Here is a 16,294-nt window from a genome sequence, read left to right as displayed (position 1 = left end):
TACCCACCCCGGAACCCCTCCCTCCATGTCCCCCGCCCTCCGCCTCTCCACCCTCGCCGTGCTGGCCCTCGTGGGCTGCGAGCGGAGTCCCGCTCCAGGCCAGGCCCGGGTGGATCTGCGCCATACCCGCGCGCCCGGAGGCACGCCCGTCGTCTCCTGGAGTGGAGACCGGGTGACGGCCGAGGAGCTGCGCCAGCGCCTGGAGGAGATGAGCCCCGCGCAGCGCGAGCGCTACCAGACCCTGGAGCGCAAGCGCGAGTACGTCGAGAGCCTCGCGCGCTACGAGCTGCTCGTCCAGGAGGCCCTCGCGCGCGGGTTGCAGGACGACCCCGAGGTGGTGGCGGCCACCAAGCGGGCGCTCGTGTCCCGGCTCATGCGCGTGCGGCTCGACGACGCCCTCCCCCCCGTGTCCGAGGCCCAGCTCGCCGAGGCCTACGCCCGCCACCACGAGGACTACGTGCGCCCGGAGCAGGTGCGGCTCTCCCACCTCTTCCTCGCGGCCCCCCGCTCGGACGCGGCCCGGGTGGCCCACGCGCGCGAGACGGCCGGGAAGCTGCTCACCGAGGCCCGCGCGCTGCCGCCCACGGACTTCGCCGCCTTCGGACGGCTCGCGCGCGCGCACAGCGAGGAGCCTCGCACCCAGCCCCTGGATGGGGACCTGCGCTACCGCTCGTTCGAGGAGCTCGCGCGGGACTTCGGGCCCGAGGTGGCCGAGGCGGCGCGCCTGCTCGTGCCCACCGGCCCGGGGACGCTCAGCGGCGTGATCCAGACGGACTCCGGACTGCACGTGCTCCAGCTCACCGGCCACCAGCCGGCGTTGAACCAGACGCTCGAGGACGTGCGCGTCGCCCTGTCCGGCCGGCTCACCCAGGAGCAGCGCGCCCGCGCCTGGACGGAGTGGAGCTCCGAGCTCGAGCACCGCGCGGCCCTCACGGTGGACGCCGCCGCGCTCGCGCGGGTGCACGTGGACCTGAACGCCCCCGTGCGGCCCGCGAGCGGCCCCGCCCCCGGTAGCCTTCCCGCCCCCTTCCCGTCCGTCCAGGTGACGCCGCCATGACTCTCCCGAGCCGTCTCCCCCTCCGCCCGGCCCTCCTCCGTGCTCCCCGTGTGCTCGCCACCGCCCTGGCGCTCGCCGTGGGACTCGCCGGCTGCACCCAGAAGGACAAGGAGGAGCCGGACGCGCTCGCGGTGGCCACCGTCAATGGCGAGGTCATCTCCCGCGCCGACTTCGAGCGCGAGCTGGAGCGCGAGTTCATCGCCTCGAGCTCCGAGTCCGGCCAGCAGCCCTCGCCCGAGGAGGTGGAGCCCTACAAGCGCGCGCTGCTCGACACGCTCATCTCCCGCACGGTGCTGTTGCAGGAGGCGCGCGCCCACAACATCACCGTGACGCCCGACGAGGTGGACCGGGGCGTGCTCCGCCTGTCGAGCGACTACCCCGCGGGCAACTTCAACGACGTGCTCGCCGAGGGCCAGCTGTCCATGGCGGAGCTCAAGAAGAACGAGGCCGCGCGCCTCACCATCGAGAAGCTCTTCGCCAACGAGGTGTACACCCGCGTGGCGGTGACGGAGGAGGAGCTGCGCGACACCTACGCCCAGCACGAGGCGGAGTACTCCTCGCCCGAGCAGGTGCGCGCCGCGCAGATCGTCGTGAAGACCATGGAGGAGGCGCGGCGGCTGCAAGTCCAGCTCAAGACGGGCAAGAAGTTCGCGGACCTGGCGCGCAAGTACTCGCTGAGCGCGGACGCGAAGGTGGGCGGGGACCTGGGCTTCTTCCCCCGCGGGCAGATGCCCCCCGCGTTCGACGAGGTCGTGTTCTCGCTCGCGCCGGGCCAAGTGTCGGACGTGGTGGAGACGGAGTACGGCTACCACCTGTTCCGCGTGCTGGAGAAGAAGCCGGGGCGCAAGCTGGAGTTCGCCGAGGTGCGCACCCAGGTGGAGACGAAGCTGCTCGAGCAGCGGCGCGCGGAGGCGCAGGCGAAGTACGAACAGGAATTGCGGAGCAAGGCCCAGGTGTGGGTGAACGAGCCCACGCTGCAGGCCATTCGCGGACGGCCCGTCACCCAGACGACGACCCGGCCCTGAGAGGGCCCCCACGAAGGCTCCCCCCACGAGAGAGGCACGGAGGACAGGCGATGAAGAAGTGGCTTGGAACGATGGTGGCGGTGCTGCTGCTCCAGGGCGCGACGGCTCGCGCGGAGCTGGTGGATCGCGTGGCGGCGGTGGTCAATCGCGACATCATCACCCAGTCCGAGGTGGAGAAGCGCGCGGCGCCGGAGCTGGCGCGGCTGGCGGGCGAGCGCGACGCACAGAAGCGCGCCGAGGCCCGCTCGGCGGTGATGAAGAAGGCCCTGGATTCGCTCATCGGCGAGAAGCTGATGGAGGAGCAGATCAAGGAGCTGGGCCTGGGCGTGACGGACGCGGAGCTGGAAGCGGCGGTGGCGGACGTGAAGCGGCAGAACAACATCTCCGACGACGCCCAGTTCAACCAGCTCCTGGCCGGCGAGGGCTTCAACGTCACGACGTACAAGGAGTTTCTGCGCAAGCAGATGTCGCGCATGAAGCTCGTGCAGATGAAGGTCAGCTCCAAGGTGAAGGTGTCCGAGGAGGACCTCAAGGCGGCCTACACCCAGTACGCGAAGATGGAGTCGGGTGACGCCGAGGTGCACGCGCGGCACATCCTCGTGCAGGTGGACGCCAAGGCGACGCCCGCGCAGGTGGAGGCGGCGCGCGTCAAGGCGGCGGCCCTGGCCGAGCAGGCGCGCAAGCCGGGCGTGGACTTCGCGCAACTGGCGCGCGAGAAGAGCGAGGGCCCGAGCGCGTCCGACGGCGGCGACCTGGGCTTCTTCCGACACGGGGTGATGGTGCCCGCCTTCGAGCGCGTGGCCTTCACGCTCGGCGAGGGCGAGGTGAGCGAGCCGGTGCGCACCCAGTTCGGCTGGCACGTGCTCAAGGTCGAGGAGAAGCGCGCCGTGGACGTGCCCGCCTTCGAGACGGTGAAGCAGGAGCTGGAGACGCGGCTCAAGATGCAGAAGACGGAGAAGTACGTGGAGCAGTACGTGCAGGAGCTGCGGCAGAAGGCGTCCGTGGAGACGAAGATCTGAGCGCCCGGGCCCAGAATCCCCGCGAGGGTACACGTCCCGTCGTCGGCATCTCGCTCGGAGACGTGTCGGGCATCGGCCCGGAGGTGACCGCGGCGGCGCTCGCGCTGCCCCGGGTGCGCCGCGCGCTGGTGCCCGTGGTGTTCGGCGACGGGCCGACGCTCGAGCGCTTCGCCCTCTTCGGCACGTACGCGCGCGCCACTCCCCGGACGCTGGAGCGGCCGTCGCGGCCCACGGTGTGCGTGGTGACGGAGCTCGGGGAGAAGGATCGCCAGCCCGGCAAGCCCACGCGCCAGGGAGGAAAGGCCCAGTACGCCTACATCCAGGCGGCCATCGAGGCGGCGCGCGCGGGACGGGTGGACGCGCTGTGCACGGCGCCGGTGTCCAAGGAAGGCATCTCCCGGGCGGGCATCCCCTTCATGGGCCACACGGAGGTGCTGGCGGAGGCGTTCGGCCGCGAGGTGCTCATGCTCATGGACGGTCCGCGCGTGCGCGTGGCGCTGGCGACCAACCACGTGCCCCTGGCGGACGTGCCCCGGCTGCTGACGGTGGAGCGGCTGGTGGCGCAGCTGCGGCTGTTGTCCACGAGCCTCGCGCCCGTGGTGGGCCACGCGCCGCGCATCGGCGTGCTGAGCTTCAACCCCCACGCGGGAGAAGGGGGCCTGCTGGGACGCGAGGAGGTGGACGTCATCACCCCCGCCATCAAGCTCGCGCGCCGGCAGCGCCTGGACGTGCACGGCCCCCTGGCGGCGGATGGGCTCTTCGCCCACGTGGAGCACTTTCCCTATGACGTGGTGCTCGCCATGTACCACGACCAGGGCCTCATCCCCGCCAAGGCCCTGGACTTCGAGCGCACGGTGAACGTGACGCTCGGCCTGCCCGTGCCGCGCACGTCGCCGGACCACGGCACCGCCTACGACATCGCCGGCAAGGGACAGGCCAACAGCGTGCCCATGGTGGAAGCGCTGCTCAAGGCCGCCCGACTCGCGCCCCCTGGAAGTCCCGGTCGGACATGAGCGCCGAAGCCGATCGCTGACCTGGAAATGGCAGGGCGAGCGACAGGCCCAGCACCAGCCACGAGAGGCGGAGAAGGAAGCGAGTCATGATGCACGCGCCTTCCAGAGCTTCCAAGGCACGTCCAGGGTCTCGCCCCGCCACCAGGCAGCCAGGCACGCCGTGATCCCCGGACCGTGGGCCGTTGGCTGACGAATTCGCGGAGTCATCCGCAACTTGGACACCAGGAGGCACCACATGGTGAACGACCCAATGGAGAAGCTGCACCAGCGGGAGCGGGAACAGGAGCGGCGCCGTCTGCGGGAGCAGGAGGCCAAGGATCTGGAAGTGGAAACGCGGCATGGGCCGCGTCCCCTGGAAGGCTTCGCGGGCGGGCACACCACGTGGGCGAGTCAACAGGACGATCGCGCCGCCGCGCAGGAGTACGAGCTGAATCCGGACGAGAGAGCCCCCTTCGGGATGGAGGAACAGTCGCCCCAGGTGCCGGCTCCGGATGACGAATCCCCGTGACGTTCGCGCGAAGGGGCTGTGACGGACAGTGAGATCGACGGGGCATGACTTGAAGCGCCGTTCCGGTTCGGGGTACCCAGAAGGGGCGGTCCTCCTCCAGGCGAGCCCATGCGCACTCCTCCGCGTCTTCCTTTCCGTCTCTCGCTGCTGCTCTCCCTGCTGTGTCCGCTGCTCGCCGGGGCACAGCAGTTACGGTTCACCACCCTGGACATCGGTCAGGGGGATTCGGCGGTGCTCGTCACACCGGGAGGCTGCGCGGTGCTGTTCGACGGAGGCCCCACCGGCTCGGGAGGGACCATCAAGGCCTACCTGAAGCAACTGGGGGTGACGCGCATCGACATGGCCTTCGTCTCGCACATGCACGCCGATCACATGGGCGGCATCGACGAGGTGGACGTGGGCACCGACGCCGTCCCCATCACCGCCGTGTACGACCATGGCGGCGCGTACGACTCGAACACCTTCAGGGACTACGACACCCACTTCGCGGGCCGCCGCAACACGGCGCACCAGGGAGACACCTTCTCGCTCTGCGGAGAGGTGACGCTCAAGGTGCTGGCGAGCAATGGCAATGGCGTCCCCACCGATGACGAGAACGCGAAGTCCGTGGTGGTGAAGGTGACCTACGGCGACTTCGACGCGCTGGTGGGCGGCGATCTCACCGCCACCCCCGATGACATCGAGTCCACCCTGCTCCAGCAGGTGGGAGAGCTCGAGCTGTACAAGGTGCATCACCACGGCTCGCGCTACTCGTCCGGCAACGCGTTCCTGGACAAGACCGTGCCCCTGGTGTCCTTCATCTCCGTGGGCCGGGACAACACCTATGGCCATCCCACGCGCGAGTGCCTGGATCGGCTGACGGCGCACCACTCGGACATCTGGCAGACGGAGGATCCCGCCACCAACCTGGAGCTCGGCCACATCCAGCTGCGCTCGCTGGATGGCGCCACCTTCGTGGTGGAGCAGGGCACGCGAAGCGTCTCGTACACCTCCCGCGGCACGCAGCCGCCGGGGCCGGACACCGAGCGCCCCACCTCACCCAGGTCCCTGGCGGGCAGTGCCGTTCCCGATTCCATCGAGCTGAGCTGGATTCCCTCCCTGGACAACGTGGGGGTGGTGGGCTACCGGGTGTACCGGAGCGTGGAAGGAGTCACCGGCTACCGGCTGGCCGGCACGACGACCACCCCCGGCTTCGTGGACCTGGGCCTCGCTCCGCGCAACACGTACTCCTACCAGGTCCTGGCCTTCGATGCCGCGGGCAACTCGAGCATGCCCGCGTCCATCACGCTGCGCACCCCCGTGCCCCGCGTCACCCTCACCAGCCCCGACGGAGGCGAGCGCTGGGTCCGCGGCTCCACCCACACCCTCACCTGGATCGCCCTCGGCTACACCCGCGTGAACCTGGACTTCACCGCCGACAATGGCGTCACCTGGACGAGCATCGCCACCGGCCTGGACGCCAGCACGGGAAGCCACGCCTGGAAGGTGCCCGACTCGCCCACGACGTGGGCACGCGTGCGCATCCGGGACGTGGACGGGAAGAGCTCCGACGTGAGCACCGGTCCCTTCTCCATCACCGAGCCCCCCCCGCGTGTCATCTTCAACGAGATCCTCGCCAATGAGCCCGGCTCGGCCACCAGCGGCGAGTTCGTGGAGTTGGTGAACACGGAAAGCACCTCCGTGGACATCAGCGGCTGGGTGATCCTGGATGCCACCGCCGCGCGGCACGTCTTCCCCGCCAACACGGTGCTCGGCGCGGGCAAGGCCATCGCGGTGTTCAGCGGCGCCAGCGGAATCCCCCCGGGCACCCCCAACGCGGTGGCCGCCTCCACGGGCACCCTCAGCCTCAACAATGGGGGCGATACGGTGACGCTGATGACCTCCACCGCCTCGAGCGCGGTGACCGTCGACACGTACACCTACAGCGGGACCCAGGCCTCGAGGGATGGCGTGTCGATCAACCGCAACCCCGATGCGACGAGCACCGGGAGCTTCGTGTTCCACACGGCCCTGTCCTCGCTCGGGGCATCACCGGGCACGCGTGTGGATGGAAGCGCGTTCTGAAGTAAAGAAAGAGCGTGTCCAACACGGGCTCACCCCCGCCCGCCTGACCACCGTTCCCAACCATCGACCGGCACACCCTGCTCGTCCATGCCGGGCACGCATCTGAAATCTAGGGACGTCCACCGGGAACACCACCCCCCGGTGTCCGCGCCCGGTGGCCCGGCGAGCGGCGAGCCAGGCACCGGGCGGAAGCGTCAGTCCTCGAGCTGGGACTCGAACACGAGCTCGCCCCGGAGCGTGAAGACGAGGCCCGTGCCCAGCTCGCCCTCCTCGTCGTCCCGGCCCACCTCCAGTTCCCCGCGCTCCTCGTCCCACTGGCCCATGTAGTACTCGCCGCCCGCCGCCATCCACGCCCGGCCGTCCGCGACGACCGTCTCCACGGTGTCCCCCTTGTCACTGGTGGCGCGGTGCACGGTCCACTCCACGCCGTCCTCCTTCAGGTTCTCCACCACGTCGACGAGCTCCTCGTCCTGGGGCTGGCCGCCCTCCTTCGCGGGCTCCTGCTTCCACTTGCGCTCGTCCGGCTTGGGCTTCTGCGCCGTCCACGCGCGCACCAGCTCGCGCATCGCCTGCTCGGCCTTCTCCCGCTGTGCCTTCATGTTCGCGGGCAGTCCCACCTCGTCCAGCGCCATCAGCGCCGTCTCCAGTTGGATCGCCTTGAGGGCCCACTCGTTCATCGCCGTGTTCAGCATCGCCATCTCCTCGGGCCCCGTGCGGCCCAACCCACCCCGGGCGCGGACCTCCCGCGTCCGGGCGCGGCTGCCTAGCACGTTCCCGTTTCGGGTGGCACCTCGCGTGGCGCCCGGCGCGGTTAGACTCCGGGGCTCGTCTCCTGGGAGGACTACCCCTGACCCGAGCCGCGTGCCTCTACCTCCTCCTCGCCTGCCTGCCCGTGCTCGCCTGGCCGGACGCCGCCCTCGCCACGCCGCGGGGGCTCGAGGCCGTGAAGGCCCGCGGAGAGCTGCTCTGGGGCGCGGACGCGCAGGGCGGTGCCCCCTACGTCTTCGCGGACCCGAGGGATCCCAACCACCTCATCGGCTTCGAGGTGGACCTGGCCGAGGCCCTCGCCGCGAAGCTGGGCGTGCGGGCGCGCCTGGTGCTCGGGCCCTGGGACAGCCTGCTGGAGCTGCTCGCGCGCGGGGACTTCGACGTGGCGCTCAACGGCCTCGAGGCGACGGAGGAGAAGAAGCGCGTGTGTCTGCTCACCCGCCCGTATTACGTCGCCGCCGAGCGGCTCACCGTGCGTCGGGGAGACCCCCGCGCGCCGCACTCGCTCGCCGAGCTGGAGGGGCGCGTGGTGGGCACGCTGCCGGGCAGTCTGGCCGAGCGCATCCTCGTGCGCGAGGGCGCCCAGGTGAAGACCTACGAGGGGGGCCAGGACGACGTGTACCGGGACTTGCTGCTGGGGCGCACGGACGGCGTGCTGCTCGATGAGCCCATCACCCAATACTACGGCGCCGTCGAGCCGGAGCTGGACGTGGTGCCGGGCGGCTTCGGCGAGGTGCGCTACGCGGCGGCGGTGCGCCTGGGAGAGGAAGCGCTGCGTGACGCGCTCGACACGGCGCTCGAGGAGCTGGCGCGTGAGGGCACCCTGCGCGCCCTCTACGAGCGCTGGGGGCTGTGGAACGCCGAGACGGCGGCGCTGCTGGGAGACCCGGACCCCACCCCGCGCGACGTGCCCGAGCGCTACACGGCGTGGCGCGCCGCGGTGGGCAAGCTGCCGCCCTTCTGGGAGCGCGTGCGCGAGCGCTACCCGGCCGCGCTCGCGCTCTTCCTGCGTGGGGCGCTGATGACGCTGGCCGTGTCGCTGATGGCCATGGCGGTGGCGATGGCGGTGGGCCTGGGGCTCGCGGTGGCGCGCGTCTTCGGACCCTGGCCCCTGCGCGCGCTCGCCCTCGTCTTCATCGAGGGGGTGCGTGGCACGCCCCTGCTCGTGCAGCTCTCGCTGGTGTACTTCGGGCTGCCCCAACTGGGCGTGCGGCTCGCGCCCTTCACCGCGGGCGTGCTCACGCTGGGGCTCAACTACGCGGCGGCCGAGGCGGAGAACTACCGGGCGGGACTCTCCAGTGTGCCCGCGGGCCAGTACGAGGCGGCGCACGTGCTCGGCATGTCCCGCTGGCAGACGCTGCGCTACGTGGTCTTCCCCCAGGCCCTGCGCATCTCGCTGCCCCCCATGACGAACGACTTCATCGCGCTGCTCAAGGACAGCTCGCTCGTGTCCGTGGTGACGCTCACCGAGCTCACGCGCACCTATCTCAACCTGGCCAACGCCACGAGGGATCATCTGGGCCTGGGGCTCGTGGTCGCCCTGCTCTACCTGCTGCTCGGCCTGCCCTTCGCGCACCTGGCGCGCCGGGTGGAGGCACGGCTCGGCCAGCACCTCGAGGAGGCCCCGCGATGAGCCGCCGCGCGGGTGCTGGACGCGCCCCGCGCGGCTGACGCGCGTTCAGTACTCGAGCGCGGGATCGTACCGGGGAGCCAACAACGAGGGCAGCACCAGGTCCGTCACGTCCTTGCCCCCCTGCAGGTTGGTGGCGAGGCAGCGCGGCGTGTAGATGAACCCCCAGGGCAGGCCCCACCAGCCGAGCAGCAGCGACAACAGCGTGTAGCCCAGACTCAACCCGAACGTGCCCTGCCCCGCGCGGACGAAGTACACGTCCGACGAGCGCCGCCGGGTCGTCAGGAAGAAGGACACACAGTACTCGAACACGACGAAGCGTCCTCCGCGCTCGAGTTCTTCCTGCACCTGTAATGTGGACAAACCGTCCATGCCAAAGATGCCAGCCATTCCGCCCCCGGTACCGAAACAGCGGCCATCGCCGCGATGAAAACCGCGCCGCAGAGTACATGGATGACGCGCGACTGCACAGGCATGTCATCAAGAAAATCCTGGCCATACGGTAAGCAAAGAAGCCACCAACCCTCCGCGTGGCGTGAGCAGACGAAGCGCACTCACGGATGAAGCGCACTCCGCTCGCGGTCCGTTGCGCGGCGCCCGCGCACCAGAATTCTCGTCTATGTGTTGTCTTCCACGAAACACGTACTCGCGCGCGAGGTGTTGCCGTCCACGCAACACTTTCGACTCCGAACCCCCCGCAGGGCGAGCGAGGGGACGACGAGCGGCCCGTGCCTCCACTGCCGGTCAGGGGCCCCCTGCTTAATGTGAGTTCTCGGGAGGCAGGAATGACCACGAAGAAAACCGAGAAGAAGGACGCGGTGGCGCAGCTGGCCGAGCTCATCCAGGGCATCAAGGTCACGATGATGACGACGGTGGAGGCGGACGGAAGCATCCGCAGCCGGCCCATGTGGACGCAGAACACGGACTTCGATGGGGAACTGTGGTTCTTCACCCATGACTCCGCCCCGAAGGTGGACGAGGTGCAAGGTGACCACCACGTCAACCTCTCCTACGCGGACTCCAGCCGGGACCGCTATGTGTCGGTGAGCGGTCTGGCACGCCTCGTGCGCGACAAGCAGAAGATCCACCAGCTGTGGAATCCCACCCTCAAGGCCTGGTTCCCCAAGGGCGTGGATGACCCGGACATCGCCCTCTTGTGCGTCAAGGTGAATAAGGCCGAGTACTGGGACACCCCCAACAAGCGCATGGTGCAACTGGTGGGCTTCGTGAAGAGCGTCCTCACCGGCGAAACCTACCGCCCGGGTGGCCACGAGAAGCTCGACCTCGAGGATACCCATTCGCCCATGCACTGATGGCTGTATTGGATAATTCCAATGCCGACGGAGTGAGGATGATTGGGAAATCAATTCCTCACATCCTGAGAATCGAGAATTGGCATATGAGAGGAGATGGGTCCCAGGTGGGGAGGCATTCCCTGTCCGGGGCCCGTTGTCATTTATGCCGTCCCCAGGCGCGCCGGAGGCCGCTGGCGAGCGACAAAGCCAGACAGGTAGCCTCGTCCAACGCCAGCGCGTGGCGCTGGCTGGAGGCCCAGGGCGTGGGGGTGAAGGAGTGGCGGGCGCACCGGCCCGAGTGGCCACCTTCCCCGTCAGGTTGGACAACCCGCCCTGGAGGGAAGGCCCTCAGCGCGTGAGCGCGGTGGCGATGACGTTGAGCACCTTGAGCTGGGACGGGGTGAGGTTGCGCAGCGAGCGCGCGAGCCGCCGCAGATCCGGGGAGCGCTCCTCACGCGAGGGCAGCGAGTCCACCCAGGCCGTCACCTCCGAGTGGCTCAAGCTCAAGAGCGTGTCGGAGGGAATCTTCAAGGCGATGCTCAAGCGTCTGAGCGTCGGGACGCTGGGCATCATGCCGCCGCGCTCGATGCGGCCGTAGACGCCCGGCGCGAGCCCCACCTTGGCGGCCGCCTCCGCCTGGGTGAGCCCCGCGCGCAGCCGGGCGGCTCGCGCCGCCGCCCCCAGGGCCAGGGCCAGCTTGTCGTCCATGCGCTGCTGCGAAGAAGGGGGCGGAATGCGTTTCGATGCCATGGTGCCTGACGTACAAAGAGACGTTGGAGGACATTACCCGAGAGGCCAACCCGCGCATAGGGACTTGCTGCATCTCTTCTCCTCCGAGGAACACCCCTCCGAGCCCCCAGGTCGTGCCCCCCACTTCTGACCAGGGGCGTCACCCCGAGGGGATGCCAGGAAGGGCAGGAGAGCGGGCGGGAGAGCGGACCTCGCGTGCACCTTCGAACAGCGTCCCCACGTTTCCGCGAGTCGCACAGACAACACCTCACGGAGACACGACCATGACTGGAAAGAACACCAAGCGGTTCGCCCTGGTGGGAATGCTCGCGGGAGCCATGCTTCTGAGCGCCGGCCAGGCGGGGGCTCAGGCGCAGTCCGGAGCGCAAGGCACCCGGCAAGGAAGCAGCACGACCCAGCCGGGCACGGGCGGCTCCACGACGAATGATCAGAACATCCTGCCCCCCGACATCGTCGACCCCCAGGGCCAGGGCACGGGCGGTTCCGGAGCCACGGGCAACCTGCCCTCGCAGGACGACGTGCTCGATCCCTCCCAGGGAAGTGGCAACACCACGCTGAACCCCGGCACGCAGGAGCCCAACACCGGAACGAGTGGCAGCACGGTCACCCCGGACGCGGAGCGCAACACGACGCTCGATCCGGGTACGGGTGGCTCGGGCACGAGTGGCACCGGCACGGGCTCGGGCAGCCTGGGAACGGGGGGCTCCGGCTCCGACCTGGACACCCGTGACTCGGGCACGGGCGGCTCCGGCTCCGACCCGGGCACGGGCGGCTCGGGCACGGGCAGTACCGGCTCCGACCTCGGCTCGGGCACGAGTGGCTCGGACGACGTGAGCGGCACCGACGTCGGCCAGAACCAGGATCAGGTCAACCCGGACAGCATGTACAAGAGCGGCTCGAGCTCCTCGACCCGGTAGCTAGTTCGCGCCCCTCACGGAGGCAGCGGGCGACACGGACCCCTCGCCCCCGGACGGGGGCAGGGTCATGCGGAGGATGAGCGCGCGCCGGCGCCGGGCCAGGTCGAGCCGGCGCTCGAGTTCCCGGCGCTCCTCGCGGACCTTGCGCGGCGGACCGCTGGCGGAGAACGCCAGGAGTCGGTCGCTCAGGGTCTTCAGCTCCTCGTCGAGGAGCACGGGCTGGATGCGATGCTGTCCCTGGCGCTCGCGCAGCGCCACCACGTAGTTGGTGTCGATCCACACCGGCAGCACGGACGTGCCCGCCAGTTCCACGGGCGCCCCCGGATGGGGACGCGACAGCGACAGCCGGAACAACATGGAGTCTCGCTTGCGGCCCCGCGCCTCCGCGCCCGCCCCATGGACGTAGTACCCATCCTGGTTCGCGATGAGGTTGCCCAGGGAGAAGGCCACCACCGTGTCGCGTCCCGCGCGGGTGCGGTAGGACTCGATGGGTTGCAGCACATGGGGATGGTGGCCGACGACGGCGAGCGCTCCGGCCTCCAGCAGGCTCTGGGCCAGTTGACGGTCCTCGGGCTTGGGGCTGTGGGAGTACTCCGTGCCCCAGTGGATCATGACGATGAGCGCGTCACAGCGCCGGGCGGCGGCGCCCACCAGGGCCGCGGCCGCCTCGGGCGTCAAACCCCGCTGGTTCTTCGCGCGGTAGGGCACGTGGGCGACGTGTGGGGAGCGGTCCGGGTCCTCCGGGTTGCTCGCCCCATTGAGCCAGCGGGTGATCGACAGCAGACCCACGCGCATCCCCTTGCGCTCGAGCACCAGGGGCTCCCACGCCATGGCCTCGGAAGGAGCCGAGCCCACGTGCATCAGACCCGCCGCGTCCAGGTGCGACCAGGTCGCGGGAATGCCCGCGCGGCGCTGATCGAAGGCATGGTTGTTGGCGATCGACACCACGTCCACGCCCGCGGTGACGAGCGCGTGCGCGAGCTGGGGCGGCGCGTCGAAGATGAGGGGAGCGGTGGGCGCGCGGGGATTGCCGCTGATGGGCGTCTCCAGATTCACCACCGCGAGATCCGCGGCACCCAGCTCCCGGGCGATGGGCTCGAGGACGAAGTCCCAGCCCTCGTGGTTGAGCGACTCGGCGCGAGCGGCGTCTCCCGGCTGGCGCAGCGCGTGCGCGGCCGCGGCCTGCTTCACGCCATCATGCGGGATGATGTCGCCACCGAAGACGAGGTCCACACGTTCGGCGGGAGCGGCCCCCACCAGGGACACGACGAGAAGCACTGGAACGAACACGCCCTCACGCTAGCCGAGGAGTCCCACCCCCTCGCAACCCCCTGGCCCACCGAGTGGACCTCACGAGGCGGGGCGTCTCTGGACCGCGCCCTCCAACCTGTCCGGGTTCGTCGCGAGCACTCATTGGAATGGGCATCACCCGTCGGAGGCGTTCATGAGGAAGCTTGAGACACGCGCCTACCGGGTGACAGACTGCCGGCCAGCGCCCCCCATGCGACTCGAGGATGTACAAGCCCTGCTGGATGCTTCCTTCCAGGGTGTGGAGGAAGGCGCCGCTCGGATGAACGAGCCCGGGGACTCCCGGTTCGACGGGCGGCAGAGCGCCGTGTGGCTGGAGTACCGCTGGTACGTGGAGGGCCGAGGACTCGGCGAGGTCTTCGTGAAGTGGAAGCGGGTGGACAAGGAGTCCTGCGCCGATGCACAGGTCGACGTGCTGCGCATCCACCTGCTCGGCCAGTCGGACATGCTCAACGAACGGGCCCGGCGGGTGTTGCACGCGGGAACGCCCTCACCCGGGAGGCTGCTGGAGCTGCTGGACGGGGATGGCGTGCGCCGGGAGAGCAGCAGGGCCGGGCCCACCGGCATCACGCTCGAATACTGGCCCCCTGAGCCGCGAACTCCCCTGCTGCCCACGGAGACCTTCCAGGCGCTCGCCACGGTGTTGGGCGACGCCACCGCCACCTTCGAGGATCGCCACGAGGCGGTGGACCGGCTGTGCCGCGAGCGCAGTCCGCGCGTGGTGGACACGCTGCTGGCCGCGCTGGACGTGGGCACGTCCCTGTCCGCGCTGCGCCGGCTGTCGGAGTGGGGAGAGACGGAGGCGCTTCCCCACCTGGAGCGGGCCCTGGCGAGCCTGGAGCCAGACAATGCGTCCGACCTGTGGACGCTGCTCGCGTTGCAGCGCCGATTGCAGGCGTGGAGCCGCGTCTCCCGGGTTATCTAGGAGGCATGCGAATCCTCCATACGATGCTGCGCGTGGGCGACCTCGAGAAGTCGCTCGATTTCTACACCCGCGTCCTGGGGATGAAGTTGCTGCGACGCAAGGACTACCCGGACGGCAAGTTCACCCTGGCCTTCGTGGGCTACGGCCCCGAGGACACCCACCCCGCGCTGGAGCTGACCCACAACTGGGACACCTCGAAGTACGAGCTGGGCAACGCCTACGGCCACATCGCCCTGGGCGTGCAGGACATCCGCGCCACGTGCGACGCCATCCGCCAGGCCGGCGGCAAGGTGGTGCGCGAGCCGGGCCCCATGAAGCACGGCACCACCGTCATCGCCTTCGTCGAGGACCCGGATGGCTACCGGGTGGAGCTCATCGAGCAGGGCTCCTGAGCCCTACGGCAGCTGGCGCTCCAGCAGCTCCCACCGCTCCTCCACCCACTGGCGCAGGTAGGCCACCTCCTCCGCGTGGGTGGTGAAGTCGGTGCGATCGGCCCAACGCGTGAAGGTGAGGTACTGCTCGCGCCAGCGCGCCTCGTCCCGCGCGGCGGGGATGCTCAACTCCCGCGCGTACCCGTCGATGAGCGCGAGCACCCGCTGTTTGCTCAACGGGCCATGCAGCAGGGAGCGGTAGCGCTCGCGCAGGGGCGTGGCCACCCGCGGATCGGCCAGCATCAGGGCGAAGATGCGGTTGTCGCCGGTGAAGTCGGGCAGGGCCCCGGCATCGATGCGGCGCGTGTCCCAGAGCTGTCCGAAGCTCGCGTCGAGATCCCACGGGATGAAGCGCCAGGGCGCCCGGCTCACCGGATCGAAGTAGTGGTAGGCGTTCTTCGCGCTCGAGTCCGTGCCGAGGATGGCGGTATTGAAGATCCACCAGTCCTCGTAATCGAGCGGGTGGAGCCACTCGCCACGCCGGGCGACGAAGGTCTCCGCGTCCGCGTCGGCCATGAAGGCGGTGAGGGCGTTGACCGTGTCGTAGGCGCCCACCCAGCCATCCTTCGGCTTGCCCTCCTTCTTCACGAGGCCCGCCTGGAGCTCCGTCTTGGCGACGCCGCTCTTGGTCACACGCGAGAAGTTGGCGTCCGCCTCCTCCGACTTGAACAGGTCGCCGTCCTTCGACAACCCGTGGCGCTCCATCAGGTCGTCGTCCACGTGGTCCGCCACGGTGAACACGCCATGGAAGCGGCCGTTCACATAGAGGATGGCGCTGAAGGTCTTGATCTGGATGTGCTCCGGCGACATGCGGTTCCACAGGTCGAAGGCGAGCCGCGGCCGCATGTATGAGTTGTCATTGAAGGACGTGATGAGCACCAGCTTCTGGCGGCCGGTGAAGGTGCCTCCGGCGAGCTCCGGCTCGGAGAACAGGTCGTCCTTCGAGAACTTGAAGGTGTAGTTGCGCTTGGGGAAGACACTGGAAGTCGCGCCCCGGTATTTGACCTCCATGGTGTAGCGGTGCCCCCGGTAGACCACTTGCACGGGCCGGTAGCCGCCCGCCGTGAGCTCGCCCTCGAAGCTCAGGTGGAAGACGGGCAGGCCGTACTCCTCGGTATACGTGACCGGATCCAGCGTCTGGACAGCCCTGGGAGACACGAGCCGGACCGCCACGCCCAGCTTGAGCGCGCCCGTCTCGCCCGTGCTGCGCTCGGTCACGCTCAGGTTCCAGACCGCGGCCTGACCCTTCGCGGGCGTCCAGCGCAGCAGGCCCGCCACCTCGTCCACCGTGGCCCCGGGAGGCAATGGCGACACGGTGAAGCGCAGCCCCGGCGCGGTGTGGCCCGTGCCACACCGGAGCGTGACGGTCAGCGGCTCACCCTCCTGGAGCCAGTAGGGCCCCGCGCCCGTGGGCGCGCACACCGTGGGAGTGGGCGGAGGCGGCTCGGCATCCGGAGCCGGAGGCTGGGGCTGTCCGCCACCCGTGGGCGGAGTCTCCCCCCCGGGCGGCGAGACCGGCGCGGAGGGCACCGGAGACGCGGCGGGATCCTCTCCACTCAGAGAGGGAGACTCCGGTCCCACCGG

General features: G+C 69.8%; 16 protein-coding genes. 11 read left to right on the top strand and 5 right to left on the bottom strand.

Translation table 11 applies throughout. The annotated features are described in order from the left end of the window. The first annotated feature begins 25 nt into the window (after positions 1 to 25). The 6 genes from CYFUS_RS03940 (at position 26) to CYFUS_RS03915 (ending at position 6,686) form a co-directional block, all read left to right on the top strand. Positions 26 to 1,057 (top strand): peptidylprolyl isomerase, encoded by a 1,032-nt coding sequence (locus tag CYFUS_RS03940; protein ID WP_095984013.1) that lies wholly within the window; start codon positions 26 to 28, stop codon positions 1,055 to 1,057. Beyond that, on the top strand, positions 1,054 to 2,082 hold the full coding sequence (locus tag CYFUS_RS03935) for a peptidylprolyl isomerase (RefSeq protein ID WP_095984012.1): 1,029 nt from the start codon (positions 1,054 to 1,056) through the stop codon (positions 2,080 to 2,082). The genes CYFUS_RS03940 and CYFUS_RS03935 overlap by 4 nt, the downstream gene beginning before the upstream one ends. Further along, complete coding sequence (locus CYFUS_RS03930) at positions 2,013 to 3,101, top strand: peptidylprolyl isomerase (RefSeq protein WP_420042680.1); 1,089 nt, start codon at positions 2,013 to 2,015, stop codon at positions 3,099 to 3,101. The genes CYFUS_RS03935 and CYFUS_RS03930 overlap by 70 nt, the downstream gene beginning before the upstream one ends. Beyond that, a complete protein-coding gene (gene pdxA / locus CYFUS_RS03925; protein ID WP_095984010.1) occupies positions 3,098 to 4,114 on the top strand; it encodes a 4-hydroxythreonine-4-phosphate dehydrogenase PdxA in 1,017 nt (338 codons plus the stop codon). Before CYFUS_RS03930 ends, pdxA begins: the two co-directional genes overlap by 4 nt. A 235-nt stretch (positions 4,115 to 4,349) precedes the next feature. Then, positions 4,350 to 4,622 carry a hypothetical protein gene (locus tag CYFUS_RS03920; RefSeq protein ID WP_095984009.1) on the top strand — a complete coding sequence of 91 codons (273 nt, stop codon included), beginning with the start codon at positions 4,350 to 4,352 and terminating at the stop codon, positions 4,620 to 4,622. Positions 4,623 to 4,730: 108 nt separating this feature from the next. Next, entirely contained in the window at positions 4,731 to 6,686 is a 1,956-nt protein-coding gene (locus CYFUS_RS03915; RefSeq protein ID WP_095984008.1) for a lamin tail domain-containing protein, read from the top strand. A gap of 194 nt (positions 6,687 to 6,880) precedes the next feature. Here CYFUS_RS03915 and CYFUS_RS03910 read toward each other — a convergent pair whose 3' ends face one another. Next, on the bottom strand, positions 6,881 to 7,378 hold the full coding sequence (locus CYFUS_RS03910; protein WP_095984007.1) for a hypothetical protein: 498 nt from the start codon (positions 7,376 to 7,378) through the stop codon (positions 6,881 to 6,883). Between the two features lie 200 nt (positions 7,379 to 7,578). Between CYFUS_RS03910 and CYFUS_RS03905 the strand changes: the two genes are divergently transcribed. Next, a complete protein-coding gene (locus tag CYFUS_RS03905; protein ID WP_095984006.1) occupies positions 7,579 to 9,087 on the top strand; it encodes an ABC transporter substrate-binding protein/permease in 1,509 nt (502 codons plus the stop codon). A gap of 45 nt (positions 9,088 to 9,132) precedes the next feature. Here the strand turns inward: CYFUS_RS03905 and CYFUS_RS03900 are convergent, their stop codons facing one another. After that, positions 9,133 to 9,474, bottom strand: a complete 342-nt coding sequence (locus CYFUS_RS03900; RefSeq protein ID WP_232537350.1) for a hypothetical protein — start codon at positions 9,472 to 9,474, stop codon at positions 9,133 to 9,135. A 395-nt stretch (positions 9,475 to 9,869) separates the two neighbouring features. On the opposite strand from CYFUS_RS03900, the gene CYFUS_RS03895 reads away from it, so the two are divergent. Next, entirely contained in the window at positions 9,870 to 10,397 is a 528-nt protein-coding gene (locus CYFUS_RS03895) for a pyridoxamine 5'-phosphate oxidase family protein (protein ID WP_095984004.1), read from the top strand. 330 nt (positions 10,398 to 10,727) lie between these two features. Here CYFUS_RS03895 and CYFUS_RS03890 read toward each other — a convergent pair whose 3' ends face one another. Beyond that, entirely contained in the window at positions 10,728 to 11,129 is a 402-nt protein-coding gene (locus CYFUS_RS03890) for a helix-turn-helix domain-containing protein (RefSeq protein WP_084737072.1), read from the bottom strand. Between the two features lie 263 nt (positions 11,130 to 11,392). Here CYFUS_RS03890 and CYFUS_RS03885 point away from each other — a divergent pair, with 263 nt between their 5' ends. After that, on the top strand, positions 11,393 to 12,046 hold the full coding sequence (locus CYFUS_RS03885) for a hypothetical protein (protein ID WP_095984003.1): 654 nt from the start codon (positions 11,393 to 11,395) through the stop codon (positions 12,044 to 12,046). On the opposite strand, the gene CYFUS_RS03880 is transcribed toward CYFUS_RS03885, so the two are convergent. Next, on the bottom strand, positions 12,047 to 13,336 hold the full coding sequence (locus tag CYFUS_RS03880) for a CapA family protein (protein WP_095984002.1): 1,290 nt from the start codon (positions 13,334 to 13,336) through the stop codon (positions 12,047 to 12,049). Between the two features lie 154 nt (positions 13,337 to 13,490). On the opposite strand from CYFUS_RS03880, the gene CYFUS_RS03875 reads away from it, so the two are divergent. After that, on the top strand, positions 13,491 to 14,279 hold the full coding sequence (locus tag CYFUS_RS03875) for a hypothetical protein (protein ID WP_232537349.1): 789 nt from the start codon (positions 13,491 to 13,493) through the stop codon (positions 14,277 to 14,279). A 5-nt stretch (positions 14,280 to 14,284) separates the two neighbouring features. Further along, positions 14,285 to 14,671: a lactoylglutathione lyase gene (gene gloA / locus CYFUS_RS03870; protein WP_071902819.1), complete on the top strand. Its 387-nt coding sequence runs from the start codon at positions 14,285 to 14,287 to the stop codon at positions 14,669 to 14,671. Positions 14,672 to 14,674: 3 nt separating this feature from the next. On the opposite strand, the gene CYFUS_RS03865 is transcribed toward gloA, so the two are convergent. Continuing rightward, positions 14,675 to 16,240 (bottom strand): CotH kinase family protein, encoded by a 1,566-nt coding sequence (locus CYFUS_RS03865; RefSeq protein ID WP_232537348.1) that lies wholly within the window; start codon positions 16,238 to 16,240, stop codon positions 14,675 to 14,677. Positions 16,241 to 16,294: the final 54 nt, after the last annotated feature.

It is taken from the genome of Cystobacter fuscus, assembly GCF_002305875.1.
Taxonomy (GTDB): domain Bacteria; phylum Myxococcota; class Myxococcia; order Myxococcales; family Myxococcaceae; genus Cystobacter; species Cystobacter fuscus_A.
Note: the sequence above shows the minus strand (reverse complement) of the source record. Positions and strands in the feature narration are given on the sequence as shown.

What these genes read in the sequence shown, in the direction of transcription:
- CYFUS_RS03940 (WP_095984013.1), top strand. Translation starts at nt 26, where the DNA reads ATGTCCCCCGCCCTCCGCCTCTCCACCCTCGCCGTGCTGGCCCTCGTG.
- CYFUS_RS03935 (WP_095984012.1), top strand. Translation starts at nt 1,054, where the DNA reads ATGACTCTCCCGAGCCGTCTCCCCCTCCGCCCGGCCCTCCTCCGTGCT.
- CYFUS_RS03920 (WP_095984009.1), top strand. Translation starts at nt 4,350, where the DNA reads ATGGTGAACGACCCAATGGAGAAGCTGCACCAGCGGGAGCGGGAACAG.
- CYFUS_RS03915 (WP_095984008.1), top strand. Translation starts at nt 4,731, where the DNA reads ATGCGCACTCCTCCGCGTCTTCCTTTCCGTCTCTCGCTGCTGCTCTCC.
- CYFUS_RS03910 (WP_095984007.1), bottom strand. Translation starts at nt 7,378, where the DNA reads ATGCTGAACACGGCGATGAACGAGTGGGCCCTCAAGGCGATCCAACTG.
- CYFUS_RS03900 (WP_232537350.1), bottom strand. Translation starts at nt 9,474, where the DNA reads ATGGCTGGCATCTTTGGCATGGACGGTTTGTCCACATTACAGGTGCAG.
- CYFUS_RS03895 (WP_095984004.1), top strand. Translation starts at nt 9,870, where the DNA reads ATGACCACGAAGAAAACCGAGAAGAAGGACGCGGTGGCGCAGCTGGCC.
- CYFUS_RS03890 (WP_084737072.1), bottom strand. Translation starts at nt 11,129, where the DNA reads ATGGCATCGAAACGCATTCCGCCCCCTTCTTCGCAGCAGCGCATGGAC.
- CYFUS_RS03885 (WP_095984003.1), top strand. Translation starts at nt 11,393, where the DNA reads ATGACTGGAAAGAACACCAAGCGGTTCGCCCTGGTGGGAATGCTCGCG.
- CYFUS_RS03875 (WP_232537349.1), top strand. Translation starts at nt 13,491, where the DNA reads ATGAGGAAGCTTGAGACACGCGCCTACCGGGTGACAGACTGCCGGCCA.
- gloA (WP_071902819.1), top strand. Translation starts at nt 14,285, where the DNA reads ATGCGAATCCTCCATACGATGCTGCGCGTGGGCGACCTCGAGAAGTCG.